18 protein-coding genes are annotated in these 16,658 nt (G+C 32.6%); 17 read left to right on the forward strand and 1 reads right to left on the reverse strand.

Annotated features, from left to right (window positions below; translation table 11 throughout):
• The first annotated feature begins 3 nt into the window (after nucleotides 1-3).
• From OTK55_RS05685 to rpsB, 9 genes are all read left to right on the forward strand, one after another.
• The gene (locus OTK55_RS05685) at nucleotides 4-801 is read left to right on the forward strand and encodes a DNA-directed RNA polymerase subunit D (RefSeq protein ID WP_274871141.1); all 798 of its coding nucleotides are present in this window, start codon (nucleotides 4-6) and stop codon (nucleotides 799-801) included.
• Nucleotides 802-806: 5 nt separating this feature from the next.
• Nucleotides 807-1,166, forward strand: a complete 360-nt coding sequence (locus OTK55_RS05690; RefSeq protein WP_274871142.1) for a 50S ribosomal protein L18e — start codon at nucleotides 807-809, stop codon at nucleotides 1,164-1,166.
• A gap of 9 nt (nucleotides 1,167-1,175) precedes the next feature.
• A complete protein-coding gene (locus tag OTK55_RS05695; protein WP_274871144.1) occupies nucleotides 1,176-1,604 on the forward strand; it encodes a 50S ribosomal protein L13 in 429 nt (142 codons plus the stop codon).
• Nucleotides 1,605-1,631: 27 nt separating this feature from the next.
• Entirely contained in the window at nucleotides 1,632-2,036 is a 405-nt protein-coding gene (locus OTK55_RS05700; protein ID WP_274871145.1) for a 30S ribosomal protein S9, read from the forward strand.
• 6 nt (nucleotides 2,037-2,042) lie between these two features.
• Nucleotides 2,043-2,210, forward strand: a complete 168-nt coding sequence (locus OTK55_RS05705; protein ID WP_274871146.1) for a DNA-directed RNA polymerase subunit N — start codon at nucleotides 2,043-2,045, stop codon at nucleotides 2,208-2,210.
• A 162-nt stretch (nucleotides 2,211-2,372) separates the two neighbouring features.
• On the forward strand, nucleotides 2,373-2,564 hold the full coding sequence (locus tag OTK55_RS05710; RefSeq protein WP_274871148.1) for a DNA-directed RNA polymerase subunit K: 192 nt from the start codon (nucleotides 2,373-2,375) through the stop codon (nucleotides 2,562-2,564).
• Between the two features lie 134 nt (nucleotides 2,565-2,698).
• On the forward strand, nucleotides 2,699-3,943 hold the full coding sequence (gene eno / locus OTK55_RS05715; protein ID WP_274871149.1) for a phosphopyruvate hydratase: 1,245 nt from the start codon (nucleotides 2,699-2,701) through the stop codon (nucleotides 3,941-3,943).
• 13 nt (nucleotides 3,944-3,956) lie between these two features.
• Nucleotides 3,957-4,136, forward strand: a complete 180-nt coding sequence (locus OTK55_RS05720) for a 4Fe-4S dicluster domain-containing protein (RefSeq protein WP_274871150.1) — start codon at nucleotides 3,957-3,959, stop codon at nucleotides 4,134-4,136.
• Between the two features lie 158 nt (nucleotides 4,137-4,294).
• Nucleotides 4,295-4,891 (forward strand): 30S ribosomal protein S2, encoded by a 597-nt coding sequence (gene rpsB, locus OTK55_RS05725; RefSeq protein ID WP_274871151.1) that lies wholly within the window; start codon nucleotides 4,295-4,297, stop codon nucleotides 4,889-4,891.
• 105 nt (nucleotides 4,892-4,996) lie between these two features.
• On the opposite strand, the gene amrB is transcribed toward rpsB, so the two are convergent.
• A complete protein-coding gene (amrB, locus tag OTK55_RS05730) occupies nucleotides 4,997-5,839 on the reverse strand; it encodes an AmmeMemoRadiSam system protein B (RefSeq protein ID WP_274871152.1) in 843 nt (280 codons plus the stop codon).
• A 566-nt stretch (nucleotides 5,840-6,405) separates the two neighbouring features.
• On the opposite strand from amrB, the gene mvk reads away from it, so the two are divergent.
• From mvk to OTK55_RS05770, 8 genes are all read left to right on the forward strand, one after another.
• Nucleotides 6,406-7,371 (forward strand): mevalonate kinase, encoded by a 966-nt coding sequence (mvk, locus tag OTK55_RS05735; RefSeq protein ID WP_274871153.1) that lies wholly within the window; start codon nucleotides 6,406-6,408, stop codon nucleotides 7,369-7,371.
• Nucleotides 7,372-7,413: 42 nt separating this feature from the next.
• On the forward strand, nucleotides 7,414-8,202 hold the full coding sequence (locus tag OTK55_RS05740) for an isopentenyl phosphate kinase (protein WP_274871154.1): 789 nt from the start codon (nucleotides 7,414-7,416) through the stop codon (nucleotides 8,200-8,202).
• A 69-nt stretch (nucleotides 8,203-8,271) separates the two neighbouring features.
• The gene (fni, locus tag OTK55_RS05745; protein ID WP_274871155.1) at nucleotides 8,272-9,321 is read left to right on the forward strand and encodes a type 2 isopentenyl-diphosphate Delta-isomerase; all 1,050 of its coding nucleotides are present in this window, start codon (nucleotides 8,272-8,274) and stop codon (nucleotides 9,319-9,321) included.
• Between the two features lies 1 nt (nucleotide 9,322).
• Nucleotides 9,323-10,666, forward strand: a complete 1,344-nt coding sequence (locus tag OTK55_RS05750; protein ID WP_274871156.1) for an RNase J family beta-CASP ribonuclease — start codon at nucleotides 9,323-9,325, stop codon at nucleotides 10,664-10,666.
• Between the two features lie 6 nt (nucleotides 10,667-10,672).
• Nucleotides 10,673-11,656 (forward strand): short chain isoprenyl diphosphate synthase IdsA, encoded by a 984-nt coding sequence (gene idsA / locus OTK55_RS05755; protein WP_274871157.1) that lies wholly within the window; start codon nucleotides 10,673-10,675, stop codon nucleotides 11,654-11,656.
• Nucleotides 11,657-11,810: 154 nt separating this feature from the next.
• Nucleotides 11,811-12,326, forward strand: coding sequence for a ferritin (locus OTK55_RS05760; RefSeq protein WP_274871158.1), 516 nt, complete (start codon nucleotides 11,811-11,813; stop codon nucleotides 12,324-12,326).
• Between the two features lie 252 nt (nucleotides 12,327-12,578).
• The gene (locus tag OTK55_RS05765) at nucleotides 12,579-15,473 is read left to right on the forward strand and encodes an Ig-like domain repeat protein (protein WP_274871159.1); all 2,895 of its coding nucleotides are present in this window, start codon (nucleotides 12,579-12,581) and stop codon (nucleotides 15,471-15,473) included.
• 307 nt (nucleotides 15,474-15,780) lie between these two features.
• On the forward strand, nucleotides 15,781-16,641 hold the full coding sequence (locus OTK55_RS05770; protein WP_274871160.1) for a methanogenesis marker 8 protein: 861 nt from the start codon (nucleotides 15,781-15,783) through the stop codon (nucleotides 16,639-16,641).
• Nucleotides 16,642-16,658: the final 17 nt, after the last annotated feature.

Consider the following 16,658-nt stretch of genomic DNA (forward strand, 5'->3'; position numbering starts at 1 on the left):
ATTATGAATATAGAAATTAGAGAACAGAATGATGAAAGAGCTGTATTTATAGTCGATGGTGTAGATGACACATTTATAAATACAATCAGAAGGATATGTCTTGTAGAAATTCCTACATTTGCAATAGAGGATGTTAATATTTATAAAAATGATGCTAAGATGTTTGATGAAGTATTGGCTCACAGATTAGGTTTAATTCCTATTGTAACTGATCTTGATTCTTATGTTATGCCATCTGAATGTGATTGTGATTCTCATTGTTCTAATTGTAGTGTTTCATTTCTTTTAAAAGAGAAAGGTCCTAAAATAGTATATTCAAAAGATCTTAAATCTGACGACCCAGCTATAAAACCAGTTTATGATACAATTCCAATTGTTAGACTTCGTGAAGATGAAGAAATTGAATTAGAAGCTATCGCAGAACTTGGATTAGGATCCGAGCATGCTAAATGGCAAGCTACTACTACTTGTGGATATAAGTATTATCCTAAAATTGAGATTGACAATGATAAACTCACTGATTTAGAGGAATATGTCAAGGAATGTCCTAGAAATGTTTTACAAATTGAGGATGATAAATTAGTAGTTAATGATATTGAAAATTGTTCCACTTGTAGGACTTGTCAGAGAATATCTGAAAGGGATGATAATGCTATTATTGTAGATTTCGAGGAAGGTAAGTATATTTTTAAACTCGAGACTGACGGATCTTTAACACCTAGAGAAGTTCTTACAATAGCTTGCGATATTTTAACGGAAAAAGCAGATAATATCATAAATTTTGTGAATGAGGAGGAATAGTAAAAATGAAATTAACAAAAACTAACCCAAATACTGTAAATTTAATAGAATCCCTCACTAAACAATCATCTGCAGAAGATGCTCCTATATGGAAAGCTGTTGCTAACGACTTAAAAAGGGCTAATAGAAAGAACAAAGAAGTTAATGTTTACCATATAGATAAGTTTTCTAATGATGATGAGACTATCCTTGTACCGGGTAAGGTTTTAGGTGAAGGTAGTATATCAACTAAAGTTACTGTAGCTGCATTTAAATTTTCTCAAGAGGCAGAACGTAAGATTACAGCTGCAGGTGGAAAATGCCTAAAGATTGATGAGCTAATGGCTGAGAATCCTAAAGGTTCTAATGTTAAAATCATAAAGTAGGTGAATAGAATGGCAACAATTATTGACGGAGAAGGACTTGTACTTGGTAGACTTGCTAGTACAGTCAGTAAAAGACTTTTAAATGGAGAAGAAATAACTGTCATCAATGCTGAGAAAATTATTATCTCTGGTAATAAGGATTTTATCTACGCTAAATACAAACAACGAGTAGACAGAGCAAGTATCTCAAATCCTAGAGATTTAGGTCCTAAATACCCACGTAGACCAGATGATATTTTCAGAAGAACTGTTAGAGGAATGATTCCTTACAGGAAACCTCATGGAAGAACTGCTTACAAAAACTTAAAAGTTAACGTAGGTGTTCCTAAAGAGTTAGAAGGACAGGAAGTTGTAGAAGTTAAACAAGCACAGCCTAAAAACATTACTAAAAGTATGGAATTAGGTACAGTTTCAAAATTATTAGGTGCTAAATTTTAAATTAATTTATTCAGAAGGTAGTTAATTATGAGTAAAACAGTACATACTAGTGGTAAAAGGAAAACCGCTATTGCTAGAGGTACCGTTAAAGAGGGTACCGGTAGAGTTAAGGTTAACCGTAAACCAGTTGAGTTATATGAACCTGAGTTAGCTAGACTTAAATTATTTGAGCCTTTAGAATTAGCTGGCGATGACCTTGTAAATTCTGTTGACATTAATATCAGAGTTGTTGGCGGTGGAATTATGGGTCAAGCTGAGGCTGCTCGTATGGTTATTGCTAAAGGTTTAGTTGAGTATACTGGTGATATGAATCTTAAGGATAGATATGTTCAATATGATAGAACAATGTTAGTTGGAGATCCACGTCGTTCTGAGTCTAAAAAATTTGGTGGACCAGGTGCTAGAGCAAGAAAACAAAAAAGTTACAGGTAAATTTTTATGTTACTCGTAAGATGTTTTACATGTGGGAAGGTTATTTCAGCAAGTTTTGATGAGTTTAAGGAGAGAACTGAGAATGGTGAGGATCCAGGCGAGGTTCTTGATGATTTAGGTATTACAAAATATTGTTGTAGAAGGATGTTCATTTCACACGTTGATGTGTGGTAAGTGAATGTCGAACTAAAATATAGGGAGTATTATATAGGAAGTTTATTACTTCTTTTTTAAGGTCTCCTCTCCATTCATTCCTATTATTAAGGTTTGTCTTGGAGTATTACTTTAGTTATGTTGTTGAATAAGAATTATACTGTTAAGGAGCATTTAAAATTTATGGAATCTAGAGGTAATACAAGATTTGAACGTGCTAGACTTATTGGGTCTCGTGCTTTACAAATTTCTATGGGTGCTAAGCCATTAGTTGATTTTACACCTGATATGGATCCAATTAAGATAGCAATTAATGAATATGAGGAAGGTGTACTTCCATTAGATGCAGTTGTTAAGGATGAATATAAGGATTAAATTTTCTTATTATTTTATTTTTAATTCCGAGTATAGAACAATTTAACTTTCTTATTTATACACTTATAAGGAAAATAAAACATAGCCCTTTAATTAAACAACTATTTCTACATTGATAAAAGAGGTGTTTTTTTATGGATAGTGTAATAGAAGACGTAAGATTAAGAAAAATTATAGATAGTAGAGGAAATCCAACTGTTGAGGCTGATGTTTTAACATGGAATGGATTTGGTAGAGCTGCAGCACCTAGTGGAGCTAGTACTGGAGTTAATGAGGTTACTTCATTTCCTGATGGTGGAGTGGACCAAGTTGTGAATGATATTGAGGATTTAATTTCTTCTGAAATTATTGGTATGGAAGCTGAAGATATTAGGGAAATTGATAATGTACTTAAAGAGATTGATGGTACTGATAACTTTTCTAATATAGGTGGTAATACTGCTGTGGCTGTTTCTATGGCTACTGCTAAGGCTGCTGCTTCTAGTTATAATCTTCCATTGTATAAGTTTTTAGGTGGTATTATGCCTACATCTATTCCTTATCCATTAGGGAATATGATTAATGGTGGTGCTCATGCTGGTAAGAATGCACCTGATATTCAGGAGTTTTTAGTTATTCCTGTTGGTGCTTCTAATATTACTGAGGCAATTACTACTAATATTAATGTTCACAGAAGGATTAAGGCTAAGATTCAGGATAAGGATTCTACTTTTACTGGTGGTAAAGGTGATGAAGGTGGATGGGCTCCTAACCTTACTAATGAGGAAGCTCTTGAAATTCAAACATCTGCTTGTGAGGAAATCAGTGATGAGACTGGTGTTCTTGTAAGACCTGGTTTAGATGTTGCATCTAGTGAGTTCTGGAATGAGGATGAACAGAAATACATCTATGAACGTGAGGGTACTTCCAGAACTGTTGAGGAACAAATCGATTATATTGCTGATTTAATTAGTACATATAAGTTCTTCTATGTTGAGGATCCTATACAAGAGAATGATTTCTCTGCATTTGCTGAGATTACTAAGAAATCTGGTGATGACTGTCTAATATGTGGTGACGATCTTTTTGTTACTAATGCTAAGATATTAGCTAAGGGTATTGAGGCTGGTGCTGGTAATTCATTAATTATTAAACCTAACCAGATTGGTACTTTAACTGATACATATAATACTATTAAGTTAGCTAAGGCTAATCAGTATGTTCCAATTGTATCTCACAGATCTGGTGAAACTACTGATGAGACTATTGCTCATTTAGCTGTTGCATTTAATGCACCTATTATTAAGACTGGTGCTGCTGGTGGAGAAAGAATTGCTAAACTTAATGAGTTAGTTAGAATAGAAGAGGAATTATTAAATCCTAAGATGGCTGATTTATAAGTCGGAGTTTATGATGAATATAATTGTTGATTACATGCAGTGTATTGGCTTTGGTTGTCTTGAATGCCTGGATATTTGTCCTATGAATGTGTTTGACTTTACTGATGTTTTAGTTGTCAGTAGGCCGGATGATTGTTGTAGGTGTGATGCCTGCCTGGATGTATGTCCACGAAGTGCTATTAGCTTTGAATAGTATGTATGATTATATCATCTTTAGGGTTATACTATGATGTGGAATTTTTTGGTTATGTTTTATTAAATTTTCACACATTTTTGAGTATATAAAGATAAAGTTTATTAATTTAATATTAAGAGAATTATAGATGAATTTAATGATTAAGAGGTAAAAACATGTCAGAATTATTAATACCATTAGATAAGTACCTAGCTGCAGGTTTACATATAGGTACTCAACAGAAAACAAAAGATATGGAAAAATATATTTACAGAGTAAGAGCAGACGGTCTTCATGTATTAGATGTTAAAAGTAGTAATGATAAAATAATTGTTGCTGCAAAATTATTATCTAAATATGATCCTGATGATGTTCTTGTTGTATCTACAAGACAGTATGGTCAGGCTCCTGTAAAGAAATTTGGTGAAGTTACTGGTACAAAAACTATTCCTGGTAGATTTATACCTGGTACATTAACAAACCCACAGTACTCCAAATTTATTGAACCTAAAATATTAGTTGTTACAGATCCAAGATCAGACTCTCAAGCTGTATTTGAAGCAAAACAAAATGGAATTCCTGTAGTAGCTTTATGTGATACAGAAAATTTATTATCTAATGTTGACCTTGTAATTCCAGTTAACAATAAAGGTAGAAAAGCTATTGCATTAGTTTACTGGTTATTAGCTAGACAAATTTTAAGAGAAAGAGGAGTTTTATCTTCTGACGAAGAATTTGATTTAGAACCTACTGATTTCGAGTTAAAAATATAAGATTATAATTAAATATAATCTTTTCTTGGGAAACTTTATGATTTCTAGAAGTATATTCTAGTATTCATAATTTTTATTACTTTTTTTGAAAACTATTATTTATTCTTATTTTGTGATTATTGCTGAAGTGTATCCTACTACTGAATCATAATCTCCGAAGGCATCTCCACTATTGGAGTAGTCTAGTATTCTAGCATTTTTTGCATTGGCTAGTTTGGAGTATGTTATTGCTGTTATTGTTGGACCATATCCACACATTGTTATCTGATAGTTTGTTACATTGTTGTATAATTCTTGTTCATCCATGTTTTCTATTGACTTCATTACTTTTTCATCTTTTGTTCTTGCATTTTCGCTGTTTTCGTAGTGTGTTAGGTCTGTGCTTGCGATTATTATAATATCACGTCCTAGTTTTTCTGCGGATTCATATATTGTTCTTGCTAGTTGCTGGGATAGTTCCAGTGTCTGATTACTAATTACTATTGGTACTATCATTGCATTCTTGTCTTCTTGTTCTGTTATGTATTGTATGAATGGCAGTTCTACTTCTGTTCCATGTTCTTTAAGATGTGCTCTGTCATCATATTTTATGTTTGGATTACGTTGCTGTAATTCATTGTTTAATTCTGTGTCTACTGTGATATCTCCTAGTGGAGTATTCCATTTACTGGCAGTTGTTAATGCTATGCTACTATTTCCATATCCTGTATGATTTGGTCCTATTATTATGAATGTTTCTGGTATTCTGTTTTTCCTTATCTGGTTATATGTGTAGCATGCAGTTTTACCCGAGTATACATATCCTGCGTGTGGTGCTACTCCTGCTGTTATTTGTCCTGTTATGGGGTCCTCTGTATTAATATTATCCAGTGTTTTTTCTATGTTTTCTTTTAGTATGCTCTTTTTTGATGGATAAAATATTCCTGATACACATGGTTCTCTTATCATTTTAATCACCTTCAATTTATTTGTTTTATTAATCTAATTATTTTTTTTATTTTCTTTTTTTATATCTTTTTTCTCTGATGATTTTCATAGTAATGTTTATAATGAAGTTTAGCTATATATAATAATTAATAGATTCTCTGTGAGATGAAAGTAAACTAGTCTGTTTGACCATAAGTTTTTTTTACTTGGTTAGATTTGTTTTATTTTCTGGTATAATAGGCTTTTATACTTGAGAATCAATTTTTAGGGGATTTATCTAACTTTTTAGGTAAATATATGTATTTGTAATAAAAGGATTAGTAGATTAAAAATAGAATCTAGTCGTAGTATGTATACTAGATTTAGTATGGATAGATAACACTTTAAATCATTATTACATGTTGACAGGTTGTAGTATTACTAGTTAGTAGTCTAATTAGTATATACTTGTCATATGGTTATTATAAAATTATTTAATGTTATTTTTTTACTATAACTATTTTAGTATTACTCATTTTTTATCTAATAACTCTTTTTTTTATAACTGCATTAACCTTAGTAATAAATTAGTAGGAGATTTAGACTTAATGAAAATCAGATCTTTTGCACCGGGAAAGGTTATACTCTTTGGTGAGCATTCTGTTGTTCATGGTAGGCCTGCTATTGCTGTAGCAATCAGTGAGGGTGTGCAGGTAGAGTTAGTGCCACGTGATGATAACAGTATCAAAGTCTGTGTTCCTAGTATTGATTATGAAATGAATACAGAATTGAATGAGGGAAAACTAGACTATGATGCAGCACATGGTAAAATGATTACTGACTATATCTACGAGGTTATCAGCTTGTTTGAATTTGATAAGGGATTTGACTTAAATGTTGATATCAGAATGTATCTTGGTGTTGGTCTTGGTTCATCAGCAGCTGTAACAGTATCTACTCTTAAGGCTGTGTCAATCTATGCTGGAAAAGAGTATAGTAAGGAAGACATTGCAGATATAGCACGTGATGTTGAAGTTACAGTACAGGGATCTGCTAGTCCTCTTGATACTTCTATGAGTACTTATGGTGGTATGATTTACATTGATGAGAATTCCGAACGTAACCGTGTGGAATGTAATTGTCAGTTACCATTAGTTGTAGTAAATAGTGGTATTAGTGCTAATACTGGTGTATTAGTTGAAAATGTCAGAAAAAGATATGAGAAGTATCCATTAATTGTAGGAGATATATTTTCTTCAATGGAGGCAGTTGCCAACACGGCTAGAAATGCATTTATAGAGGGTGACCTTGATGTTATCGGTGATTTAATGAATATAAATCAGGGCTTACTTGATTCATTAGGAGTTAATACTGATATCTTATCACAGATGGTTTATGATGCCAGACTATATGGTGCACAGGGTTCCAAACTCACAGGTAGTGGGGGAGGTGGCTGTATTATAGCTGTCTGCCCAGATAATATTGATGAAGTATATGATAAATTAAGCCAGAAGTATGCTACATTTAAGTGTGAAATATCTGATGAAGGTGTTCACGCAGAAATTATTGAATAAATAAACACTTTAATAAAAATATTAATCGGATAAGTAGTAATTATGATTATAATAAAGATTGGTGGTAGTGCATTAACAGTAAAAGATGCTGATAAGCCTACCCTAGATGAAGATAACCTTGAAAGAATTGCAGGAGAACTATCAGCATACAATGATGATATGATAATAGTTCATGGTGCAGGCTCATATGGCCATATATATGCAAAGAAGTATGGAATAGGAGATGTAATTTCTAACGTTAACGACCATTTATATAAACTGGAGGGAGTATGCAGAACACAGGCATCAGTACAACTACTAAACTACATGGTCTGTGAAAAATTACAGGAAAAAGGAATTCCAGCAATAGGAATGAAGCCGTCAGCATACATGACTACAAACAATAAAAGAATAGACATGTGTGACACAGGGCTGATAAGAAAATACTTGGATAATGGCTTTGTACCTGTACTATACGGCGATGCAGTACTGGATAATAATGATTACATGAAGTATGCAATAATATCCGGAGATCAGATAATAACATATCTGGCCGAGGATTTAAATGCAGATAGAGTAATACTCTCCTCAGATGTTGATGGAATATACACTGATAATCCAAAAACTAATCCTGATGCAGAACTATTAGAGGTAGTAACAAGAGACACTGATTTAAAAACAACAGAGAATGAAAATCAGGCAGATGTCACTGGTGGAATGTATGGAAAAATAAGGGAACTGCTAGACTTGGCAGATCATGGTATAGAATCCCTGATAATAAATGCTGATAAGCCAGGAAACATACGTCTGGCAGTGTCAGGACAGAAAGTTAAAGGAACACTTATCAAGTAAAATAATGAATCTAATCATATAAATACTCATTAGAATTATTGAATAAAGAAAACGGAGGTCAGAAACAATATGATATCAGACAGGAAACTAGAACACCTAGAAATCTGTAAGAATTATGATGTAGAACATCATGAAACAACAGGATTTGAAGATATTAGCCTAATACATAGGTCTCTACCAGAAGTAGACTATGATAAAATAGATACTACTGTAAAGTTTCTAGATAAAAAAATGGACTCGCCATTAATTATATCTGCAATAACTGGTGGTCACCCTGAAAGTACTAAGATTAATGAGAAACTAGCATTAGCAGTGGAAAATACTAATATTGCAATGGGTGTTGGAAGTCAGCGTGCAGGTATAACAAATCCTGAACTAAAAGATACTTTCACAGTTGTAAGAGATAATGCACCAAATGCAGTGATAATAGGAAATATTGGTGCACCACAAGTAGAATATGCACCCGATGCAATAGCAATGCTGGATACTGATGCACTAGCAATACATCTTAACCCTCTACAGGAAATCATACAGCCCGAGGGAGACAGAAACGCAGTAGGCTACATTGAAAACATAAAGAAAATCTGTGAAACAACAGACATACCTATAATAGCCAAGGAAACAGGTGCAGGTATAAGTATTGATGATGCTAAAATACTAGAAAAGATAGGTATTGACATAATAGATGTAGAAGGTGTAGGCGGAACAAGCTGGGCAGCAGTTGAAACATACCGTGCAGATAATTCAAGCCTAGGAAATCTCTTCTGGGATTGGGGTATATCCACAGCAGTAAGTACAGTAGGTGTACTTGAATCAACAAATCTACCAGTAATATCATCTGGTGGAATACGTAATGGACTAGAAGCAGCAAAAGCCATAGCACTAGGAGCATCATGTGTAGGTATGGCATTGCCATTCTTGAAACATGCATATCTAGGACATACATTCATAGAAGAAAAAATAGAACAGTTCACAAGAGAACTAAAAACAGCAATGTTCCTTGTAGGAGCACAGAATATAGAGGAACTACAAGAGAAAAAGCTTGTGATAACTGGAAAAACCAGAGAAATATTAAATGAAATGAACATAGACACAAAAAAATATGCAAGGAGGATATAATTTGACAATAGAAGTTATCGCAGTCGGAGGATATGAGGAAATAGGAAAAAACATGACTGCAGTAAAAGTAAATGATGACGTAGTAATATTCGATATGGGAATACACTTAGACAGATTACACATACATGAAGATACGGATATAGCCAGAATGCATAGTCTGGATCTAATTGAAAGAGGAGTAATACCTGACGATACTCTAATGAGAGAAGTAGATGGTAAAGTAAGAGCAATAGTATGTACCCACGGTCACCTCGACCACATAGGAGCAATAGCAAAACTAGCACACAGATACGAAGCACCAATCATTGCAACACCATATACACTAGCATTAATAGAGAAAACAATCAAAAGTGAACGTAAATTCAAAGTAAACAATCCTCTAAAAACATTAAATCCTGGAGAAAAACTACAAATATCACCAAACATAACACTGGAATTTGTAAGAACAACACACAGTATACCACAGACAATAACAGCAGCATTACACACACCAGAAGGTGTAGTAATATATGCTAACGACTTTAAATTTGACAACCATCAAATGGTATCACCACCACCTGACTACAGAAGATTCAGAGAACTAGGAAAGAAGGGTGTAAAAGCAGTAATCCTAGATACAACCAATGTTAAAGAAAAACAGGAAGGAAAAACACACTCCGAGAAAATTGCAAGAGATTTATTAAAAGATGTTCTAAAAGGACCACTAGAAGAAAGAAAAGGACTTATAGTAACAACATTCTCCAGTCACATTGAAAGAATCCAGGCAATAACCAAGATTGCAGAAAGAAGCAGAAGAAAAATAATGATTTTAGGTCGTTCAATGGAGAGATACTGTTCACTAGCAGAATCAATGGGAATACTAAACTTACCACGTAATGTAAGCTTATACGGTAATTTCAAATCTATTAATAAAGCATTAGCAAGAGCAAATGATAACCGTTCTAAGTACATGCTAATAGTTACTGGTCACCAGGGAGAACCAGATGCACTACTACCAAGAATAGCTAATAACAAAACCAACTTTGAAATTAGGCCAGGGGATAATGTTATATTTTCAGCTTCAACTATACCTAATCCAATAAACCTTGCTAACCGTGACTTACTAAACAGAAGACTTAAAGAAAGAGGAGCAAGAATATATAATAATATACATGTTTCTGGACACGCAGGACCAGAAGATTTAAGAGACTTTATTAGAATGTTAAAACCACAACACTTAATTCCTGCACACGGAGACCTAAGCCACTTAGCAGCATTTGTAGAGTTAGCTGAGGAAGAAGGATATAAGTTAGGAAATGATGTACACATACTAAGAAATGGACAAGCTCAAGTATTTAACAGGTGATTAAAAATGGAAGTTACAGATATATTAAAAGCATATTCTGAAGAAGTAGATAAGGAAATAGAACAAGCACTAAGTACATTAGAACCAGAGGATTTAAAAGATTCCTCTGCACATCTAATAAAAGCAGGTGGAAAAAAATTTAGACCAGCACTAGCAGTACTAAGCTGTCAGGCAGTAGGCGGATCAACAGAAAAAGCATACAAAACAGCTGCAGCACTGGAACTAGTACATACCTTCAGCCTAATACATGATGATATCATGGATAATGATGATACAAGAAGAGGCATGAAAGCAGTGCATAAAGTATGGGGAGAACCACTAGCAATACTAGCAGGAGACACACTATTTGCAAAAGCATATGAAACAATCATCAAAACAGCTGATGAAAACATAGCATATGAAAGAGTAATAGATGCTCTAAGAGTACTAGTAGACTCATGTATAAAAATATGTGAAGGACAGGCACTGGACATGGCATTCGAGGACACCTACGAGGTAACAAAAGATGCATACATGAACATGATATACAAAAAAACAGGTGCTCTTATAACAGCAGCAACAACAGCAGGTGCAATTATTGGTGGAGCAACATCTGCACAGATTGAAGCACTAAGAAGCTATGGTAAAAATGTAGGATTAGCATTCCAAATACAGGATGACTACATAGACCTTACAGGTGATGAATCTATTGGTAAACCAGTAGGAAGTGACCTGGTAGAAGGTAAAAAAACATTAATGGTAGTATATGCACTGGAAAAAGCAAGTAAAGAAGATCATGATAGACTCATAGAATTACTAGAGGCACATGAAGAAGAAATTATCCCTGAAGCAATGGATATACTAAACAAGTATGGTGCAATAAATTATGCAAGAAGTGTAGCATATGATTGTGTAATAGAGGCAAAACAATCCCTTGCTATCATACCCGATTCAGATGCAAAAGATGCATTATTCAAACTAGCAGACTTTGTATTTAGTAGAAAAGCATAGAATAACCATCAACATAATCATCACCCCTCTTTTTTATAACCTTTTTTAGAATATTATTTTAATTATCTGTCTATCCATTTTTCATAATTATTTATCAAAAAATATTTAAGAAAAAAAATTATAATATCACATAACTAAGTTAGGAGAATAAATTATGTTAGATGAAAAAATGGAACAAGCATTAAATGATCAACTAAACGCAGAAATGGCATCAGGATATTTATACCTTTCTATGGCAACATATCTTGAAGATAAAGAATTACCTGGATTTGCAAACTCACTAAGAGTTCATGCGGAAGAAGAATTAGAACATGCAATGAAATTCTATGATTACATTCTAAGAAAAGATGGAAGTGTAGTATTACAGGCAATTGACACTCCAAAAAGAGAATGGGATACCATAGTAGACATATACAAGGAAATCTTAGAACACGAAGAATTAGTGACTTCTCTCATACATGAACTAGTGGATTTAAGTATTGAATTAAAAGACCATGCAACAAATCAATTCCTACAATGGTTTGTAGAGGAACAAGTTGAAGAAGAAGAACTTGCACATGATGATTTAAGAAAAGTTAAAATGTCTGTTGATTCACCACAACTATTATACTTATTAGATGAAGAATATGGACAAGTGACTAATAACTCTGAAAATGCTAGTGAAGAATAATCATATATAGTAACTGATTATTCAATAATCACTCACTTCAACTCACCCCCTAAACCCTTTTTTTCATATAACCTTCTTAATTTTATAATAAAGCATTCTATACAAGCTCTCTTTTCATGATAAAATTTAACAAGTATTTTTGATATTATTTAAAAATCACTAGATAATATTATAAATATCTTTTAATAAACCTAATACTTGATTAATTAATTCTTAATATCCATATGACAATAATATGGATATACATAGTTAATGGAGGAATATTTTATTTATAATAAGAAAACAATCTTATTAGCTTCATTATTTATAGTATTTATAATAGCATCTATGGGCGTATTATCAGCTGCAGATACTAACAATACACATACAAATACACATATAGATAAAAAATTAGTAAATACAACAGATAACACAAATACTGAAGTTAACAAGATACAATCTAAAAATAAAATAAACATACAAAAAGATAAGATAAAAAATATTAAATCTGAGAATACAATCACAGCTAACACAAGTTCCACAACAACAAAAAAAGATGCAAACATAACACTAGATAACTACACTGCAAAAACTAACAGTAACATAACAATATCTCCAAACATATCCTCTGATGTTACAGGAAATGTTGTTTACAAATTAAATGGTAAAACAATCAGCCCAAAAATCAGTATAACCAATGGTACAGCAGTATATAATTATAAAATACCAATGTACACTGCAAATAAATACAATCTGACAATGGTATACAGCGGTAATGATGTATATCAACCAGCAACTGTCACATCAGAACTAACATTAACAAAGCTTAATACAAATGTAAAAGTAACAACAACCACAGCAAAACAATCAAAAACAACACAAATTCATGCAATAGTTACAGATGAAAACGGGTTACCAGTAAACAATACAAAAGTAGTATTTAAGGTAAATGGTAAAACATTAGGACAGAACACTACAATAAACGGTTTAGTAGACTACTACTATAACTTTAACAATCAATACACAAACACATCCTATAAATTAGAAGTAACATCCGGTGAAAACAATTACTACAATACATCAAAATCAACAACTAATTTAAAAATAGTACAAAACACTAAGACAACAATAAAACCTATTAAATCAGAGACAGGTAAAGTAGTTACATTTAACAGCACTGTAAAAGATATGAATGGTAGAAATGTAAATACTGGAATTGTTCAGTTTAAGTTAAATGGTAAAACTATGGGAAATGCTACTGTCAGAAATGGTGTAGCAGTACTATCTAACAGAATAGATTTATTAAATGCAGGTGTATATAAAATAACAGCCACCTATCTTAACAATAACAACTACCAGACTAGTACTGGTACAAATAACATTACATTAAGTAAGATAGCTACAAAGACAAGTGCATCTAAATTTAATATTACCATAGATCAGTCAGGTAATATTACAATCACTACATTAGACCATTATAATAAACCAGTTACTAAAGGTACAGTATATGTAGAAATTGATAAGAAGAATTGGGGTAACCATACTTTAAGAAATGGTACCTATAAATTTACTTGCAAGTTACCGTACCGGTACTCTAATACTAACACGTCAATAAAAGTATTATACTATGAGAATGGTGTATATAAATCATCAACTTATAATGGAAGATTAACAATTAATCCACTAAAAGTTGTATATGTAGGACCAAAAGGTAGTGATAGTAACAGCGGACGAATAGGATATCCATTCAAAACAATAAAATATGCAGTAGCACACGTAGCAAACAATGGAGTAGTATACGTATTGCCAGGCGTATACAAAGAAACAGGAATATTAGTAAAAAACTCAATGAACATAACAGGACTAACAAAAAATCCTAATAATGTAGTAATATCTGGAAATAACACTAAATGGCATTTAATGAACATAACCTCAGCTAACAATACAGTAATTATAAGTAACATGGCATTTAAAAATGCTACAGTAACAAAAACCGGTGATGGAGTAATAACATCTAAAGGAGTATTATCAGTAAATAATTGTATATTTGATAATGATAAAAGTAATGCAATAAGAGCTGCATCTGCTATATACTCCGAGGGATACCTATACATAATAAATTCAACAATATCAAACAACAAAGTATACAAAACAGCATCATCAGCAATAATCAACATAAACAATGAAGTAATACTAAACAAGGTAAACTTCAATAATAACCAGGCATATGGTAACAATCCGGGAAGTCCAGCATTATACTTATTTAATACGAACAGTACAATATACGGATCTAAATTCATAAATAACAAAGCAAACGGTGCAAATGCAACTGGTGGAGCAGTAAAATTAGCATATGGAAATGCAACATTCAACAAAGTAACATTCACAAACAACATAGCAACAGGAACAGGCCTTGTAGTAGGAGGAGCAATAGCAAACCTAAATGCAAGATTAATCATACTAAACTCATCAATAACAAACAATACAGCACAAAACACTAAAAACATAGCATACGGTGGAGCATTATTCAACCAAAACTCAATACTGCTCATAATAAATACAACATTTTCACTAAATAAGATAACCGGACAAAGTGGTTCAGGCGGAGCAGTATATGGATATGATACATTTTCATCTATTGTAAACTCAAGATTCACATACAACAAAATAACAGCAAAGACAAAAGATGCACTAGGTGGAGCAATAAGCATATACACAGGAACAATAAACGCACAAAACAATACATTCAACAGAAACACAATAACTGGTAACATAACTTATGGAGCAGGAATATACTTCATAGGAAGCACATTCAACATGTCCAAAAACACATTCACAAACAACAATGCACAAGCAAAATCAGCATCAGCAGGAGGAGCAATATTCACCTATGGAAATACAACAATAACAAAATCCAACTTCCAGTCAAACAAAGCAACAGGAAGAGCAAATGGTGGAGGAGCAATAGCAAACATTGGAAACCTAACAGTACATACAACAAACATAATAAACAATGTAGCATCAGCAGCAGGTAGTGCAATGTCAAATGGTGGAACAATAAAATCAATAACTGGAAACTACTGGGGATCAAGAAGTCCATCATGGAAAAAACTATTATACAGAATCAGTAAACCATCCAGCTACTCAAAAACAAAAATAAATAATTAAAATGAATATATTTATTTAACTTAACCTCCTCCTATTCATTTTTTGAATTAATTTAATAATTCGATCTTAATCATAAATCATCCTATTTTTTTTAAATATATTGAAAAATAATTTCTCACATTTTCTCGTAATTAATAATTCTTTAGAATAAAATCTATTTCTATCCATCTTGATAATCCTTTCAGAATAATAAGCGGTATTGTAATTTATTAATTCTAACGGGTAATTGAGAACTTTTCTCTTCATATTTAGAATAATGTTATAAATAGTGTTTAATATAATTAATAAATAAAAATTTAGTTTATAGGTGATTAGATTGGTTAAAGATAGACATGTCATTGAAGCATTAGGTAAAACAAGGATTGTTATAGAAGATGGGGAGGTTATAGATGTAGGAGATATTCAGGTAGATTACTGTCCAATGTTTAAGGATATGCATGGTGTAGATAAGCTTAATAAGGAATTTATTAAAAAGAATATAGAGTTTAGAATAGATGATTTTGGTATGTGTACTCCTGATAGAGTAATTAAGATGAATGATGCTGTTACTGTTGGTATTTCCGAGATTCTCAGAACTAATGTTGAGAATGGTGATATTGATTGTGTTGTAGGAGCATGTGATGGAGTAGGAACATTACTGATGGAAGACCCTGCTATTATCCAGGGTGTTGGTGGCCGTGTTTCAGGTCTTATTAGTACTACTCCTATTGATAGTTTAATTAAAAGACTTGAAGATGAAGGATGTATTGTATTAAATCCTGAAACTGCCGAGTTAGATCCACTTGCTGGTTTAAAGCTTGCCATTGAAAAGGGTTATAAGAATATTGCTATTACAGTTATTCCGGGTATGATTGTTAAAGAATTGCGTGATTATCCAGTTCCTGATGACGTTAATGTGTATATTTTTGTTGCTCATACAACTCTTTGTTCTGATGAGCTTGCAGAGGTTTTATTTGATAATGCTGATATCATAACTGCCTGTGCTTCTAAAGCATTGTTTGATTATGCTGATGAACATAAACCATATTATTATGGTAAAAAGATTCCAATTTTCTGCGGTACTAGTGACGGACGCAGATTTTTAGATGCTCGTCTTGAATATCTAGGTAAGCCTTTAACTACTAATGAGCCAATGGACAGGAGTAATAATCCACGTCCTCTTATATAATTCCTCTTTTTCGTATT

Origin of the sequence: Candidatus Methanosphaera massiliense, assembly GCF_028890305.1 — an archaeon.
Classification (GTDB): Archaea; Methanobacteriota; Methanobacteria; order Methanobacteriales; family Methanobacteriaceae; genus Methanosphaera; species Methanosphaera massiliense.